This window comes from Cyclobacterium sp. SOCE241 (assembly GCF_056867545.1).
Genome location: NZ_CP149779.1, coordinates 2124934 through 2139797, shown reverse-complemented (window position 1 = coordinate 2139797; position 14864 = coordinate 2124934). Strand labels below are relative to the sequence as shown.

17 protein-coding genes and 1 pseudogene are annotated in these 14864 nt (G+C 39.8%); 14 read left to right on the top strand and 4 right to left on the bottom strand.

Annotated elements, in window-relative coordinates:
• Positions 1-216 precede the first annotated feature (216 nt).
• The 14 genes from WG932_RS10535 to WG932_RS10470 all read left to right on the top strand — a co-directional run bounded on the left by WG932_RS10535 (position 217) and on the right by WG932_RS10470 (position 11435).
• A complete protein-coding gene (locus WG932_RS10535) occupies positions 217-1389 on the top strand; it encodes a TIGR03862 family flavoprotein (RefSeq protein WP_483087889.1) in 1173 nt (390 codons plus the stop codon).
• 230 nt (positions 1390-1619) lie between these two features.
• On the top strand, positions 1620-2483 hold the full coding sequence (locus WG932_RS10530) for an SDR family oxidoreductase (RefSeq protein WP_483087888.1): 864 nt from the start codon (positions 1620-1622) through the stop codon (positions 2481-2483).
• A gap of 118 nt (positions 2484-2601) precedes the next feature.
• A complete protein-coding gene (locus tag WG932_RS10525; protein ID WP_483087887.1) occupies positions 2602-3294 on the top strand; it encodes an FAD-binding oxidoreductase in 693 nt (230 codons plus the stop codon).
• A gap of 259 nt (positions 3295-3553) precedes the next feature.
• Positions 3554-4369, top strand: coding sequence for an HpcH/HpaI aldolase family protein (locus WG932_RS10520; protein WP_483087886.1), 816 nt, complete (start codon positions 3554-3556; stop codon positions 4367-4369).
• Positions 4359-5306: an aldo/keto reductase gene (locus WG932_RS10515; protein ID WP_483087885.1), complete on the top strand. Its 948-nt coding sequence runs from the start codon at positions 4359-4361 to the stop codon at positions 5304-5306. Before WG932_RS10520 ends, WG932_RS10515 begins: the two co-directional genes overlap by 11 nt.
• Positions 5307-5358: 52 nt before the next feature.
• A complete protein-coding gene (locus WG932_RS10510; RefSeq protein ID WP_483087884.1) occupies positions 5359-5940 on the top strand; it encodes a Gfo/Idh/MocA family oxidoreductase in 582 nt (193 codons plus the stop codon).
• Positions 5924-6292, top strand: coding sequence for a hypothetical protein (locus tag WG932_RS10505; protein ID WP_483087883.1), 369 nt, complete (start codon positions 5924-5926; stop codon positions 6290-6292). Before WG932_RS10510 ends, WG932_RS10505 begins: the two co-directional genes overlap by 17 nt.
• Positions 6282-6812, top strand: coding sequence for an SDR family NAD(P)-dependent oxidoreductase (locus WG932_RS10500; protein ID WP_483087882.1), 531 nt, complete (start codon positions 6282-6284; stop codon positions 6810-6812). Before WG932_RS10505 ends, WG932_RS10500 begins: the two co-directional genes overlap by 11 nt.
• Before the next feature lie 17 nt (positions 6813-6829).
• Positions 6830-7057 carry an SDR family oxidoreductase gene (locus WG932_RS10495; RefSeq protein WP_483087881.1) on the top strand — a complete coding sequence of 76 codons (228 nt, stop codon included), beginning with the start codon at positions 6830-6832 and terminating at the stop codon, positions 7055-7057.
• Positions 7038-7856 (top strand): SDR family oxidoreductase, encoded by an 819-nt coding sequence (locus WG932_RS10490; protein WP_149393579.1) that lies wholly within the window; start codon positions 7038-7040, stop codon positions 7854-7856. The genes WG932_RS10495 and WG932_RS10490 overlap by 20 nt, the downstream gene beginning before the upstream one ends.
• Positions 7857-7889: 33 nt before the next feature.
• Positions 7890-8279: a RidA family protein gene (locus WG932_RS10485; protein WP_014018118.1), complete on the top strand. Its 390-nt coding sequence runs from the start codon at positions 7890-7892 to the stop codon at positions 8277-8279.
• Positions 8276-9364, top strand: coding sequence for a dipeptidase (locus WG932_RS10480; protein WP_014018117.1), 1089 nt, complete (start codon positions 8276-8278; stop codon positions 9362-9364). Before WG932_RS10485 ends, WG932_RS10480 begins: the two co-directional genes overlap by 4 nt.
• A gap of 29 nt (positions 9365-9393) precedes the next feature.
• Positions 9394-10773, top strand: a complete 1380-nt coding sequence (locus WG932_RS10475; protein WP_483087880.1) for a hypothetical protein — start codon at positions 9394-9396, stop codon at positions 10771-10773.
• A 194-nt stretch (positions 10774-10967) separates the two neighbouring features.
• Entirely contained in the window at positions 10968-11435 is a 468-nt protein-coding gene (locus WG932_RS10470) for a transcription elongation protein SprT (RefSeq protein WP_483087879.1), read from the top strand.
• Positions 11436-11516: 81 nt separating this feature from the next.
• Here WG932_RS10470 and WG932_RS10465 read toward each other — a convergent pair.
• The 4 genes and pseudogenes from WG932_RS10465 to WG932_RS10450 all read right to left on the bottom strand — a co-directional run bounded on the left by WG932_RS10465 (position 11517) and on the right by WG932_RS10450 (position 14853).
• A pseudogene (locus WG932_RS10465) lies at positions 11517-12535 on the bottom strand (DNA recombination protein RmuC).
• A gap of 347 nt (positions 12536-12882) precedes the next feature.
• Complete coding sequence (rlmB, locus tag WG932_RS10460; RefSeq protein WP_483088619.1) at positions 12883-13392, bottom strand: 23S rRNA (guanosine(2251)-2'-O)-methyltransferase RlmB; 510 nt, start codon at positions 13390-13392, stop codon at positions 12883-12885.
• Positions 13389-13580 (bottom strand): RNA methyltransferase substrate-binding domain-containing protein, encoded by a 192-nt coding sequence (locus WG932_RS10455; RefSeq protein WP_483087878.1) that lies wholly within the window; start codon positions 13578-13580, stop codon positions 13389-13391. The genes rlmB and WG932_RS10455 overlap by 4 nt, the downstream gene beginning before the upstream one ends.
• Complete coding sequence (locus WG932_RS10450) at positions 13549-14853, bottom strand: GWxTD domain-containing protein (protein ID WP_483087877.1); 1305 nt, start codon at positions 14851-14853, stop codon at positions 13549-13551. Before WG932_RS10450 ends, WG932_RS10455 begins: the two co-directional genes overlap by 32 nt.
• Positions 14854-14864 lie beyond the last annotated feature (11 nt).

Sequence of the window (14864 nt, the reverse complement as noted above, 5' to 3'; positions counted from 1 at the left end):
GCTTTATTTGTTCTTCAAGCAGTATAAATTGAGTTTCGGTATTAGAAGATAAAAATATCAGGGTAAATTTGCTGTTACATTTCTGGCCTCTTCTTTAGTGCCAATTTATCGAGCAACCATTGAAAAATAATTGATGCAAATAGGTGGCTGTAAGTCGACCAACTATTTTATAGCTGAATCTGCTTATTACCAACTTTCTAATCCCGTATTTTGTAGATGAAAAAAATTACCATTATAGGTGGAGGTGCTGCAGCGCTGCTATTCGCTGCGCATATTGACACGGCAAAATATAAGGTAACCTTGTGTGAGCAAAAAAAGACCTTGGGAAGGAAGTTTTTGGTAGCCGGGGAAGGTGGTTTGAATTTGACTTACCATACTAGTTTGGAATCACTTATTAAACCCTATGTGCCAAGTGAATTTATGTCGCCCGCTTTGCAACGGTTTACAAATAAGGATCTGATAAATTGGTTGAAAAAGCTTAATGTACCCACCTTTGTAGGGTCAAGTAACCGTGTTTTTCCTGAAAGGGGAATAAAACCCATTGAGGTGCTCAATAAAATTACAGCCTATTTAGTTGCCAAGGACATTCAGTTCCGATTGAATACCCAGTGGTTGGGCTGGGATAAAGATGGACAATTACAATTTGATAAGGACCAAAAAATCGATTCCGATATTGTAGTTTTTGCTTTAGGTGGGGCAAGTTGGAAAGTGACTGGGGCTGATGGAGTATGGAAGAAGAAATTTGAAAATAAAGGAATAAAGGTCCAACCACTCAGGGCTGCCAATTGCGCCTTTGAAGTTGCTTGGGGCAAGGAATTTATTGAAGCACATGAAGGTAAACCTCTAAAAAATATTGCTTTGTCCTTTGGTAATCAATCGATTAAGGGTGAGTTAAATATTTCTAAGTTTGGACTGGAGGGCAATGCGATCTATGCCCTAAGTCGTGAAATTCAAGATGTCTTGAGGTTAAAAAAGGAGGCTATTGTCTATTTGGATTTGAAGCCCGGGCTAACGATGGCTCAGTTGAAAGCGAAATTCAATAGTTCGCGGCAGACTAAAATAACAGGTGTTTTAAGTAAAGCGCTCAACCTTGATCGTACTTCCATTGGTTTATTAAAACAATTTTGTGACAAATATACATTTTCAAATCCCGATTTACTTCTTCAAACGATCAAAGCTGTGCCCATTAAGCTTAAATCTGCCGGACCATTGGACGAAGCAATTTCTACCATTGGTGGAATAGCGTTGGATGAAATTGATTCACATTTTCAAGTAAAAAAATCCCCAATGTTTATGCCATTGGGGAGATGCTGGACTGGTATGCGCCCACTGGAGGGTATTTACTTCAAGGCTGCTTCAGTATGGGCTATACACTGGCTGATTTCTTGAATGGATTAAATGTTGAGGAAGTATAGTTTCCACTGCAATAGAGGACCATTTTTCCTGATAGAAGAATTAATCTTCTTTTACAGGTAGGCCTGAGATTTCAATTCCCATATTTACCATTTATAGCTAAGGATTAACCTTTATAGAACGAAGGCTTCTTACGATCTTTGATAAATAAAGTAAAACAGGTGTTTGTTTGCACCATTTCAGGATCGAAACAAAGAAAAAATATCATGAAAATAGCAGTTACATCAGCCAGTGGGAAATTAGGAGCTTCCATTGTGAACGAATTGATTAAAGAAGTGGGTGATAACCAAGTCATCGGAATTGCCAGAACCCCGAAAAATGCGAAACAACTTGGAATTGAGATCAGGAAAGGAGATTACAACAGTCGAGATCAATTCAACGAAGCATTGAAAGGAATTGATACCATGTTATTGGTTTCGGGAATGGATGACCCTGAAAAGAGAATCCAGCAACATAGAAATGTGATTGACGCAGCAAAACAAAACGGCGTTAAAAAAATTGTTTATACCAGTATTATTGGGGACGAAGAAAACACTGCATTTAGTCCTATCGTTAAAAGCAACAGGCAAACTGAGAAGGATATTCAAGCATCAGGTCTTCTTTGGGCAATCGGAAGAAATGGGATTTACATCGAACCTGATATTGAATACATTGGGCACTATATCGAAGAGGGTGAAATCAGAAATTGTGCAGGTACGGGCAAATGTTCTTATACAAGTAGAGGTGAATTAGCCAAGGCTTATACCCAAATGTTGTTGGAAGATGAACACAATGGACAAATTTATAACCTAGGAGGAAGACCTATTACTCAACAAGAATTGGCTGACATTATCAATGAAGTGTATGGAACCCGGTTGTTTTACCATCAGGTGTCGGTAGAAGCCTATAGGAAAGAAAGAACAGCAGCCCTAGGTGATTTTATAGGGACTGTAATCGCCGGAATTTATGAAGGCATAGAGCAGGGGGCCAATGACGTGCCTTCTGATTTCGAAAAGGCAATTGGTAGACCCCACCAAGAACCATTGGCAATGGTGAAAGCAGTAAAGGATGGGATGACAAGAGCGGAGTAGCCAGTCCTAAACTCAGTTTTTTATTTATTAAGAAAAGAATAAAATACGGGTAACTATTAAAAAATAAGCTAAGGTTTAACAGTGATACAATGGGGATAATTGAGAACATAATAAAAAAGTGGTGCTTCAGGAAGCATTGATAGTGGACAAAACCAAATTGTCGGAAGCAGTCTATAAGATTCGTTTGAAATCAGACACTTTCACTAAGGTAGATTTTGTTCCGGGGTATTTTTTACGTTTGGGGATTGGAATTGGCAAGGAAGACCTTTCCATGAAAGACAAAATTAGAAGTTATAGTGTATGGGATCTTAACATACAGGAAGGTTTTTTGGATTTGGCCATAGCTACCCACAGCAAGGGTATAGGAGCCCAGTGGGTAGAAAAAAGCCAACCAGGTGATCAAGTCTATTTTAAATGGAAAAAAGGAAAATTTCTAGTTGACCATTCCGCTGATAGTTACCTTATGGTAGGAGATTTATCCGCTTTGTCTCATTTGTATGTCATTCAGAGAAACCTAGAGAAAGGGAAGCAAATTGAAGGTATTATTTACAGTTCTAACAAAAAGGAAATGTTTTCAGATACTGACAAATCCAAACCATTTGGTTTCTATGAAATGCCTTTAAATCCCCAAAAAGAAATTATAGCCTTGGTCAAAGAAAAGGTAGAAAAGATGGAAGGGAAGAAAATGGTTTATATTGCCGGAGACAGTAGAATTTGTGTTCAGTTAAATAATTTTTTAGAAAAGAGTTGGGCTGGGACAGCAATCAAGTCAAAACCAAGCCATTTTGGAATCCTCAGAAAAAGGTCTTGAGTAAAAGGTTTTATCCCCAATTTTGTTGTGGGGAGCATGGATAATAAGACTGAGGCTTAATATACCGGAGCCTTCTAGGTTATACAAATAGGATGCCTTTTGATGACACCATTTTTCTTACTCGTTTTCTGCTAGTTTTCCTATAAATAGTATTGTCCTTGAATTCGAAAAATAGTATCATTATTTAAAATAAAAGTAATAGTGTCTCTAATAGTCCTTTGGTATATTTGATCAAGCAAATACCGATATGACTATAAAAATGAGAGAAAGCCTAGTGCTTAAGAAATTAAGGAACGGAGAGAATGTTTGTTCTTTCAAAGTAAACTTGGCAGACGCCCGCGTTGTTGAAATTGCTGCACAAGCAGGATTCGACTGTTTGTGGCTGGATCAGGAGCACATTGGCCAGGATTGGTCCATATTGGCTTCTCAAATTTGGGCTGCTAAATCTCAGGGGAAAGATACTCTAGTAAGGGTTCCTAGGGGAAGTTACAGTGATTATGTAAAACCCTTAGAGCTCGATGCCAGTGGGATAATGGTTCCTCATGTCATGAGCCTGGCCGATGCCAAAAAGGTCATTGAGATGACACGTTTTCATCCCATTGGAAAACGTGCAATTGATGGGGGAAATGCGGATGGAGCTTATGCTGCCGGAAATTTTAAAGCGTACCTAAAGGATGCTAACCAACAGCGTTTCGTTATTTTTCAAATTGAAGATCCTGAACCATTAGAAGATTTGGAGGAAATCGCCAAATTAGATGGTTTTGATATGTTGTTTTTTGGTCCGGGAGATTTCAGTCAGGCCATTGGAGCTCCAGGAGACATGGACCACCCAAAGATTCAAGAAGCCAGAAAAAAGGTGGTAGAAGTCGCAAGGAAATATGGTAAATTTGCCGGGACCACAGGCCCTATAACCAAGGTAGCTGAATACCAAGATATGGGATATCAGTTTATAAGCATCGGAGCAGATGTTTTGACTCTCACGAAGTATTGTGCTGACCTGGTAGCTGGTTTTGGAAATGCAGCTGAGAAGGTGGACAATGAAAAGGGGTATTACGGCGCCAAAAATGAAGCGTAGTGTATTAGGAAATACCGGAATAGAAGTCTCCCAAATTGCTTTCGGGGGTGTGGAAATCGGTCTGCCATATGGCCCCGGGATTCATTCAGAGAAAGATATGTTGCAGGAAACGGAGGCGATTGCTCTATTGCTTCAAGCCCTGGATAAAGGGGTTAATTTTTTTGATACAGCTAGGATGTATGGCAAAAGTGAGGAATTGATTGGCAAAGCTTTTCGCCATAGGCGGGAGGAAGTCGTTATTTGCACCAAATGTCAACATTTGAAAAATTCTGCCGGAGAATTGCCTGATGACAAAACCCTGGCGCACATAATAAGAGGCTCACTTGAAGAGAGTTTAGTAGCCTTGAGGATGGATTATGTGGATGTACTGATGTTACACCAAGCGGATTTAAGCATTTTAAAGAATGAGACAGTCTGCAGAACCTTTGAAGATTTGAAAAAGGAAGGTTTAACCAAGTCCATAGGGGCTTCCACCTATACGGTAAAGGAGTCGGAAACAGCAATCAACTCAGGTTTGTGGGAAGTTATTCAACTACCTTTTAACTTATTGGATCAGCGGCAGGCGGAGATTTTTGATTTGGGAGCTAAAAAAGGCGTAGGTATGGTTGTTCGCTCAGTATTGATGAGAGGAATGTTAAGTGACCGAGGAAAAAACCTTAAAGCACCCTTGGCTGCAATAGAACATCATATTTCGCAATATGCGAACTTGGCTGCGAAAGAGGGCATGACATTGCCCGAATATGCCACCCGCTATGTGTTAGACCAAGACAAAATTACTTCGGTATTGGTGGGGATTGATAAACCTGTTTATTTAGAAAATGCCCTAGAAACTGCAGGTTTGCCTGCCTTAAATAAAAAACTGCTTGCAGGTGCCATCCCTTTTCCGGATCCGGAATTTATCAATATTCCTTATTGGGACAGGATGGGTTGGCTTTAGTGTCAAGGAAAAATTAGGACATGAAATTGCTTTTACTAATAACCAAAAGAAAATGCTAAAAATAGGAATGATAGGAATGAGTCCTGGAAATGCCCACCCTTATTCCTGGTCATCGATCATCAATGGAACTTTTGATGAGGATATAATTAATGAAATAGGGTATCCTGCAGTTTCGGATTATTTACAAGCCAATCAAGATACCCTTGGCATTCCAGGAGCCAAAGTAAGTCATGTGTGGACGCAAGATCTTGAGATTAGCAATAGTATTGCTAAAAATGCAGGGATTACCCATGTAGTGGAGAATTTGGAAGACATGATTGGAGAGGTGGATGCGGTTATCCTTGGTAGAGATGATCCTGAACATCACGTGGCGATGGCTAAGCCTTTTTTAGAGGCAAATGTACCTCTTTTTATAGACAAGCCATTGGTTTATTCCAGAGAGGATCTGGCCTATTTCACTGAACAGCATCAATTGGGAAAAGTATTTATGTCATGTTCATCCATGAGGTATTCACAGGAATGCAGAACAGTCAAAACAGGGATAAAGCCTCTTGGGAAAATTAGTTTGGTGACAGCGGTAGGCAAAAAAAGATTGGAAAAAATATGGTGTACACCTCTTGGAAGCACTATTTAGCACCTTAGATGATCCACAGCCGGTTAAGGTACAGCATATAGGGGAAGTAGATGAAGACATTGTTTTGGTTACCTTCGAGAATGGAGTCAAGGCAACGGTTCATTTGTTCAAGGATATTTGTGGCACTTTTCAATTAAGCTTTTTTGGAGAAAATGGTTGGAAGATGGCTGATATACAGAATTCCTATTCCATGTTTAGGGACAATCTAATTGTATTTATTGAAGCATTGAAAGGAGAGAAGCCCTATTTGGGATTTGAAAAAACCTCTGCGATTATGGAAGTGGTCATTGGAGCCAAGGAGAGTTTTGAAAATGGGGGTATAGTTGTTAATATAGCAAAAGATGGACGTTAAAGAATTATTGAGCTTAAAGGGTAAGGTCATTGTTGTTACCGGAGGTTCCGGTCAATATGGTAAATGCTTGGTAGAAGGGTTGGCAGAAGCAGGTGGAACTGTGATCACCACATCCAGGGATTTAACTTCTGCAGAAAAAACGGCTGCCACCTTCAAAGCCAAAGGACTGGATGTTTTTGCCATGGAAGTGGACCAAGGGGACAGCACTTCAGTAGAAAAGTTTACCCAACAGTTAAAGGAGAAATTTGGGAAACTTCATGTGTTTGTAAACAATGCTGTGTCTAGGCCTATGAAGGGTTACAACCGCCCTCTGGAAGAGTTTGATGAATCAATGCGGGTAAATGCAACAGGAATGTGGGATTTACTAAAGGCAATGACAGACTTGATTATCGCTAGTGGAGGTGGGTCTGTGATTAATATTAGTTCGATGATGGGTATGAAAGGTCCGGACCTCTCCAATTATGAAGGTACCAGTATGGGAGACTTGCCTCCTGATTATTTTTTCATAACGCAGGCTTAATCAATTTAAGTCGGTTCATGGCTAAAATGAATGCAGGGAAAAATATCCGATTCAATTGTATTTCTCCCGGAGGTTTGTTCAACAACCAACCTGAGCGATTTGTTGCCAATTACAATAAGAAGGTACCAATGGGTAGGATGGCCAATACTGATGATATCAAAGGTTTGGCAGTTTTATTGGCTTCTGAAGCAGGAGCTTATATCAATGGCGAGAATATATTAATGGATGGAGGACTTAATGCCTGATTCAATATCCGCTGATTTCACTGCCTCTCCGTTTTCTCTGGAAGGGAAAACTATTTGGGTTGTGGGAGGGGCTGGGTATTTGGGGCAAGCCGTAACCCATTTCCTTTGTAGGGAAGGCGCCAAGGTTTTATGCATTGACCGGGAGGACAAGTCCTTTGTTTTTGCGGAGGAAGCCAAATTGGGAAGTCTTTTGATTCCTTCTAAATTTGACCTTTCAGTTACTAAAGCTATCCCCGGATTTGTAGCTGAGAATAATGAGAAATATGGGTGCCCTGATGGTTTGGTAAACCTTGCCTTTGCGGCCAGTGGAAAGTCCCTAGACAAGTTGGAAGCACAGGACTTTGACCAAGTAATCCATAGTGAACTTACCGCCACCTTTTTACTTGCAAGGGCCGTAGGGCTATTGATGGAGGTCAAGCAATCGGGCAGCATCGTATTGTTCGGGAGTATGTACGGAATGGGCTCACCTGACCAAAATATATATGCACCTCCTTTGGTACCTAATCCTATTGAATACGGAGTAGGTAAGGCCGGGATCATTCAGATGGCGCGGTACCTAGGCATGCATTTTGGTCCCAAGAATATACGGTGCAACAGTATTTCCCCGGGTCCATTCCCCAACGGTAAGGTTCAAAAAGATCATCCGGATTTTATCAAATGTTTGGAGAAAAGGACATTTTTAGGAAGGGTTGGTAGGGCCACTGAAGTGGCTGGATCTGTAGGTTTTTTGCTCTCCAATGCTTCTACATATATTACCGGGCACAACTTGGTGGTAGATGGCGGATGGACAGCATGGTAAATATAAAGTTTAAACAATTAAAAAATACAAATAATGAAAAAGATAGTACACCCTAAAAGAGATTTAAGTTTTGATACCGGCGCTTATTCTGACGCCATTTTGGTTGATGGATTTTTATTCGTTTCCGGCCAAGCTTCGGTAGATTTTGAAACTTCAGAATTTAAACTTGGAACCATCGAAGAGGAGACCCAGAGAACTTTGGAAAATATTAAGGCAATTATAGAAGCTGCAGGAGGTACGATGGATAATGTGGTAAAATGCACGGTTCATTTATCAGATATTTCTGAGTTTGACCGATACAATAAGGTTTATGCCAGCTTTTTTAAAAATACCAAGCCTGCACGAATTACGGTTCAATCTGTATTGGCTGAAAACCTTAAAGTAGAGATCGATTGTACTGCTAAAATACCTGATTCAAAATGAGTAAAAGGCTGATTCTGGATGCGCATTTGGATTTATCTATGAATGCCATTGAGTGGAATAGGGACCTAAGTAAGCCGCTTTCTGAGATTAGAAAGGCTGAAATGCATATGCCTGACAAGCCTGATAGGGGAAGAGGTACAGTCTGTTTGCCGGAATTGAGAAAAGGAAAAATTGGTATTGTTGTGGCCACACAATTGGCCAGGTATTCCCCTCTGGACTCCGCACTTGCCGGATGGAATTCTCCTCAACAAGCCTGGGCGATGACTCAAGCCCAACTGGCCTGGTACAGGGAAATGGAAGCAATAGGTGAAATGAAACAGATCTTGACAAGAAAAGACCTGAATCAGATGGTAGCACTTTGGGAGGATAGCAGTATTCCTGATGAAGATAAAGCTATTGGCTATATTTTGAATCTTGAAGGCGGAGATTCTTTGGTGACACCTTCTTATTTAGACAGGGCTTACGATTATGGGCTAAGGGCTTTGGGATTGTCTCATTTCGGTCCGGGAAGATACGCGCCGGGAACCAAATCAGAAGGTCCCATTACTGAATTAGGCAAAGAGCTGCTAACGAAAATGGAGCAGTACAAAATGATTTTAGACTTTACCCACCTTACGGATCAAGGCTTTGAACAAGCATTGGATTTATATGGAGGGCCTATTTGGGCAAGTCACCACAATGTCCGGAAAATTGTACCCAATCAGCGACAGTTGACTGATGAACAGATTAAAAAACTAGTAAAAAGAGGTGCTGTAATAGGTGGTATGTTGGATTGCTGGGCTATGGACATTCGCTTTATAGATACTATTTCTGATCCTTGGCAATTGGATATTAAATTGGAACATTTGGTGGATCATTGGGATCACATTTGCCAATTGGTTGGAGATAGTGAACACATCGGTATAGGTAGTGATTTGGACGGTATCTTTGGTACAGAGCAGTCTCCATGGGACCTCAACTCAATTGCAGATCTTCAGAAATATGAAGAGATTCTGGATAAAAGAGGATATTCTGATAAGGATATTGATAATATTTTTCACGGAAATTTTCTTCGTTTCTTAGGAAAGTCGCTTCCTACAGGTTAAAGTTTTTCAATGGTTAATTCTATATTCTCATGTCAAATATCCTTCAGGCTGGTGCAGCCGCTATCGAAACAACACCTCCATTAGGTTCCATTATTAATGGTGATTTTGTCACACATTATGCTCAAAAGATACATGATCCTCTACACGCCAAAGCCCTGGTATTGAAAAATGATGATACCTGCTTGGTCATTGTAGTTGTGGATATATGTGTAATGGGAAAAGCGTTTTTGGATGAAACCAAAAATATCATTGAGGGACAATATGGAATACCTCCCATGCAAGTATTAATTTCGGCCACGCACACCCATGCTTCCGGAGCCGTTGAGGATGTTCACATGGTGCCTGCAGACATGGCCTATAGAAAACGATTGCCGGGTCTGATAGCAAAGGCTGTAGGTAAAGCCTTGGTCGGCCTAAAACCCGCTAAATTGGCCTTTGGCTCTATAGATGTTCCTGAATATGTGATGTGTCGCAGGTATTGGATGAAGGAAAGCTATTCACCTATAAACCCCGTAACAGGAAATACAGATCAGATCAAAACCAATCCGTTTGGGGTGGAAGACCAAATCATAAAACCATTGAATACTCCCGATCCTGAGTTAAGTTTTATGGCCGTTAAAGGTTTGGACGGGCAATGGATCTCCATACTGGGCAACTACTCCCTACATTATGTTGGGGACTGGGAAAACGGAACCATATCAGCTGATTATTTTGGTATGTTTTCCAATGCATTGAAAGAAAAGCTGGGTGCCGGGGAGGCTTTTGTGGGGATGATGAGCAATGGCACTAGTGGAGATATAAATATCTGGGATTTCAGTGGTCGAATTAAATTTCCTGAAGGTGAGTTGGCCAAGAGTAGAAAAATAGGAGGTGAGTTGGCAGAAAAGGTTTTGGAAAGGATCCAAGCTCTTAAATGGGAACAATCACCTGCGCTAAAAAGCAGTTTTAGCTTATTAAAAACTGAGAGAAGGATGCCTAATTCAGGCGAAATAGAAAAAGCTAAGGCCATCTTGGCTACCGGAGGCTTGGAAGAATTGAAACCGGACACTGAAGGTTGGCAAAAACTTTATGCACGTGAACAACTGTTGCTTAAGGAATTTCCTGAAGAAGCAACTTGCCCGATTCAGGTTTTACATATAGGGAAAGGAAAAATAGGGGCTTTACCTGGAGAGTTTTTTGCAGAAACGGGACTTAAAATAAAGGCAGGGCTCGATTTTCCTTATTTCACAATTAGCCTGGCCAATGACAATGTAGGCTATGTGCCACCGTCCCATGAAATAGAAAAAGGGGGTATGAAACCTGGAGATGTAGGATCAGTAACCTTTCTACAGATTCAGAAGAATTATTCAGAAAAAAACTACTTGAGCTTATTCACGAAGGTAAAAATTTTTAATTTTGATTTCAGTTAACAAGTAATCGTGAAAGAAGAAAAATGGTTGGAAAATTTAAAAGGCAGGGTGCCGGATAAGGCCTTGACCTATTGCTTTTCCCTTTGGGAGAAAGAACCTTTTATCTTTGAAATCACCAAATCAAGAAGGTCAAAACTGGGAGATTTTCGCTATAAAAGGGGGGCGACATACAGAAGATCACGATTAATAATGATTTGAATCAGTACCAATTTTTGATTACTTATATCCATGAGGTAGCTCATCATCGGGTTTTTAGTCAATACAAAGACAGAATAGGGAAAGGATTATTGCCACATGGAATCGAATGGAAGCAAAATTTCAAGTTTTTGATGGCCCCTATGTTGCAGGAAGGGGTGTTCCCTAATGATATTTTGATTCCTCTAAGGCGATACATGAATAACCCGAAAGCTTCTACAGGTTCGGATTTATTCTTGATGAAGGAATTACGAAAATATGATAAAAACACCTGTATTTATGAAGAACCGGTTTTAGGAGACCTATCCATAAATGCTCACTTTCTATTAAGAAAAAGACAATTTAAGAAATTACGTACGCAAAGAACCAGGGTGCTTTGTCAGGAATTGGCAACAGGTCGGAATTACCTAATTTCCGCACATGCGGTGGTCAAGGAAATAGACAAGCCTGAAGACCTTCCATTTTGATTAAAATCTATCTGTTAAATTTTGCAACCCACCCTTACATGTTTTTTTCAGATCCAGAATTTGTGGCAATTCCTCGCCAATCTATTGATTTCCTGAAATTTTATTTCGAGCATTGACACCTAATTCTCTGAGCTTTTCTGCTTGTGAAATTAAATTACCTTTGCCGGTTTTGAGTTGCTTGACAGCGGTAGAATAACTTTCTTGAGACCTTTCTAAGTGTTTTCCAATGTCTTCCAGACTGTGTAAAAAAGTGGCAAGCTTGTCATAAACTTTGCCTCCTCTTTCGGCAATTTCTAATGCATTTTTGGATTGATCATCCCTTATCCATAAATCTTTGATCATCTTTAAGGCAGCAATCAAGTTGCTGCTACTGATCAATAGCACCCTTTTTTATAGGCGTATTCCCAAAGTTGAGGGTCAGCCTGTAGGGCCACGATATAAGCCGCTTCTAGTGGGATAAACATGATCACAAAATCCAGCGCCTTGGCGTAAGCTTCGTACTGCTTGGCAGACAACTGGTCGATATGGGTTTTAATGGCTTTTAAGTGAAATTCTAAAGCAGATTTTTGATCTGCATCTTCCAGGGAACTGCTGTATTTCTCATAGGCAATTAATGATATTTTACTGTCGATGATAACTTTCTTGTCATCCGGATAATGAATGATAACATCCGGTTGCATTTTTTTACCATCCGGTCCAAAGAGGGCTTGTCCATTTTCGTCCTTTAAAAAGCCTTGAATACTGTAGTGTCTATCTTTTTCTAAGCCGGAATTTTGTAATATGGTTTCCAAAATCGCCTCTCCCCAATTCCCTCGAATCTTTGAATTACCCTTCAAGGCATTGGTTAAGTTTTTGGCTTCTTGACTAATTTGTTGGTTCAGTTCAGCAAGCTCCTTTACTTTTCTTTCCAAAGAGAACCTTTCTCTTGACTCCATGGCATAAGCCTCCTGCACTTGCTTTTTAAATGCGTTCAATTCTTTCCCTAGGGGCTGGAGAAAGCTTTCTATATTTTCTTGATTTTGACTGGTGAATTTTTTAGATTTTTCTTCTAGAATTTTGTTAGCCAATAATTCAAATTCTTGTTGAAATTGACCACGCATTTTTTCGATTTCCTGCTTTTGAAAAATTAATTTCTCATGCATATATTGAACCTCACTATCTAGTTTTCCTTTATCTAAAGCAAGATGGTAATTCTCTTTTTCTAAGGATTTGTAAAGCAAAGATATTTCCTCTAGCTCCCTTTGAACTTCACCATATTTTCCCAAAAGAAATTGGTGCTTTTCGCTGAGTCTTTCCTTTTCCAGACTAAGATCTCCAAGATCTTCCTTCAATTGGTCGCGCTTTTTGTAGGCTTGAATCAGTAATGAAGCCAACAAAGCTATTATGCCGGCCATCAATACCAAAAGCGCAACCAGTTCTAATGCCATTTGATTAGAAATTTAGGAGTTTATTGTTTTCTTTGTCGGATGGCTTCGTAAATTACTATTCCAGTGGCAACAGAAACATTTAGACTTTCTATTTGTCCGTGAACAGGTACTTTGACAAATTCATCGCACAATCCCATAAGTTCATCTGAAACCCCATCTTCTTCTGACCCCATTACCAAAACTGTAGGCGTAGTTAGGTCTGCTTGGTACATCATTCGGTCTGTTTTCTCTGTCACACCAACGACTTTCAGTCCGGATTTTTTAAGATCTTTTAAGGTGTAATAGAGGTTTCTAACCCTACTTACCGGTAGAAAATTTAAAGCTCCGGCAGATGTTTTAACCGCATCTGAGTTAATTTGAGCACTACCCTTCTCCGGAATTATTATTCCATGGACTCCTGCTACCTCTGCTGTTCTTGCGATGGCTCCAAAATTACGGACATCTGTAACCCTATCAAGCATCAAAATAAGAGGTGCTTCCCCTTTGGTGTAGGTACTGTCCACTACATTTTCCCATGAAGCATATGCTATGGATGAAATATAAGCAATGACTCCTGATGGTTTTTTCTGGTTATCCGGTTGAGTTTGCTTTCAGGAACTTTAGTTACCGGAAGCTTTTTCTCTTTAGTTAGTGCAAGTAATTCTTTTAAGAGATCACCTTTTAGTTCTTTGTTTACCAGTATTTTATCAATTTCTCTGTCCGCATTCAAAGCCTCCATGATGGACCTGATGCCAAAGATAAAATCCTTTTGGTCTTCGCTTTTGTTGATTAAAAACCATCCTTCCGTTTCTCCATGCTGTGATAGTTTTGAACCATACAGGCTGGTAGGCTCTGGATCGGTTCAATGTATAATATTGTGGGGTTAATATATTCTTTACACGTGCAAAGGTAAAGGTTATTTTTGAATTTGAATCCTCAGACAAGTAAACCCAAGTTTCTTTGTCTAAATTAAAGTAAACTTCCTGGGGAGGGCCCATAATAATGTAGACCATACCTCGGTCAGTTGCCCAACCTTCTTTGAAATCAGTAAATAAGATATTGGCAAATTCCACTTGCCTAAAATATTCTTTGATTAATTTTTTAGCGGCCTCTTCGTCTCGGGTCATTCTGATCCAATATTCATCTAAAGCTAATTTTTTGTTTTCTGCTGCCAATAAAGCCTCATGTTCCTTTCTGGTAGAAATATAAGCAACCATTTGGATCATTTCTTCCCATGTGGAGACCTTTGGAAAAGATTTTCCCGCCGTTTTGATCAGTAACCCACTGGCGGTAGTAGTGTCCTTTTGAATGAAGTAGTAGCCTGATTTGTCAAATGATACAGGTACATTCAATAAGAAATCTCCTTCATTGATTACTTCGGTTTCTTTGGCTATATCTGGAACCTTAGTTTCCATAGGAGGGAGCGGTATTGGGAAATCTTGTGGGTAAAAGTACCTGTACAAGCTTACTCCTTGGTCACTTTTGAACAGTAAAGATTCTTCTGCATTTAAAAAATTCTGATCAAAGGGAATATCATTCCCAAAGTAGGCACCAAAAGAAGGTTGATCTACCACAAAAGGGCTAATTAAATCCGCATGATAAACATATTCATCCTCTTGTCTGGTGTCTGTCGCTCTAAAAATTACATAGGCCTGTTCTCTTGTACTCGGGATTTCTACAGTTTCTTCAAAATAAAAGTGGCCGCTGGTATTCTTTTTTAGCATGTCTTGATCCAAGGCAATGACCTGCTCATCATCGATTCTCTGGTCAAAACTATGGACAATCGTGTAAGAGAATAAATAATCGTCAAAATTTGGTTCCTCTTCAATTTTTTCCACCAGCATTTGTAATTTAAAAGTTCTTTCTGCGGTTTTTATGGGTATTACCTTCAAAGAAATTCTTGAATACCTGGAATACCTTAAACTCTGGTTAATACTTTGCAGATTGTTTTGAGCAAAAGAGGGTAGGGACAAGAGGATTAATATAAATAATAACCCAATATTTCGTTTCATATACAATGACT

Excerpts from the sequence above, each read along its gene's own strand:
- WG932_RS10485 (WP_014018118.1), top strand. The coding sequence starts at position 7,890 with ATGAAAAAGATAGTACACCCTAAAAGAGATTTAAGTTTTGATACCGGC.
- WG932_RS10450 (WP_483087877.1), bottom strand. The coding sequence starts at position 14,853 with ATGAAACGAAATATTGGGTTATTATTTATATTAATCCTCTTGTCCCTA.
- WG932_RS10480 (WP_014018117.1), top strand. The coding sequence starts at position 8,276 with ATGAGTAAAAGGCTGATTCTGGATGCGCATTTGGATTTATCTATGAAT.
- WG932_RS10500 (WP_483087882.1), top strand. The coding sequence starts at position 6,282 with ATGGACGTTAAAGAATTATTGAGCTTAAAGGGTAAGGTCATTGTTGTT.
- WG932_RS10535 (WP_483087889.1), top strand. The coding sequence starts at position 217 with ATGAAAAAAATTACCATTATAGGTGGAGGTGCTGCAGCGCTGCTATTC.
- WG932_RS10515 (WP_483087885.1), top strand. The coding sequence starts at position 4,359 with ATGAAGCGTAGTGTATTAGGAAATACCGGAATAGAAGTCTCCCAAATT.
- WG932_RS10520 (WP_483087886.1), top strand. The coding sequence starts at position 3,554 with ATGAGAGAAAGCCTAGTGCTTAAGAAATTAAGGAACGGAGAGAATGTT.
- WG932_RS10510 (WP_483087884.1), top strand. The coding sequence starts at position 5,359 with ATGCTAAAAATAGGAATGATAGGAATGAGTCCTGGAAATGCCCACCCT.
- WG932_RS10495 (WP_483087881.1), top strand. The coding sequence starts at position 6,830 with ATGGCTAAAATGAATGCAGGGAAAAATATCCGATTCAATTGTATTTCT.
- WG932_RS10530 (WP_483087888.1), top strand. The coding sequence starts at position 1,620 with ATGAAAATAGCAGTTACATCAGCCAGTGGGAAATTAGGAGCTTCCATT.
- WG932_RS10490 (WP_149393579.1), top strand. The coding sequence starts at position 7,038 with ATGGAGGACTTAATGCCTGATTCAATATCCGCTGATTTCACTGCCTCT.
- WG932_RS10475 (WP_483087880.1), top strand. The coding sequence starts at position 9,394 with ATGTCAAATATCCTTCAGGCTGGTGCAGCCGCTATCGAAACAACACCT.
- WG932_RS10455 (WP_483087878.1), bottom strand. The coding sequence starts at position 13,580 with ATGGAGGCTTTGAATGCGGACAGAGAAATTGATAAAATACTGGTAAAC.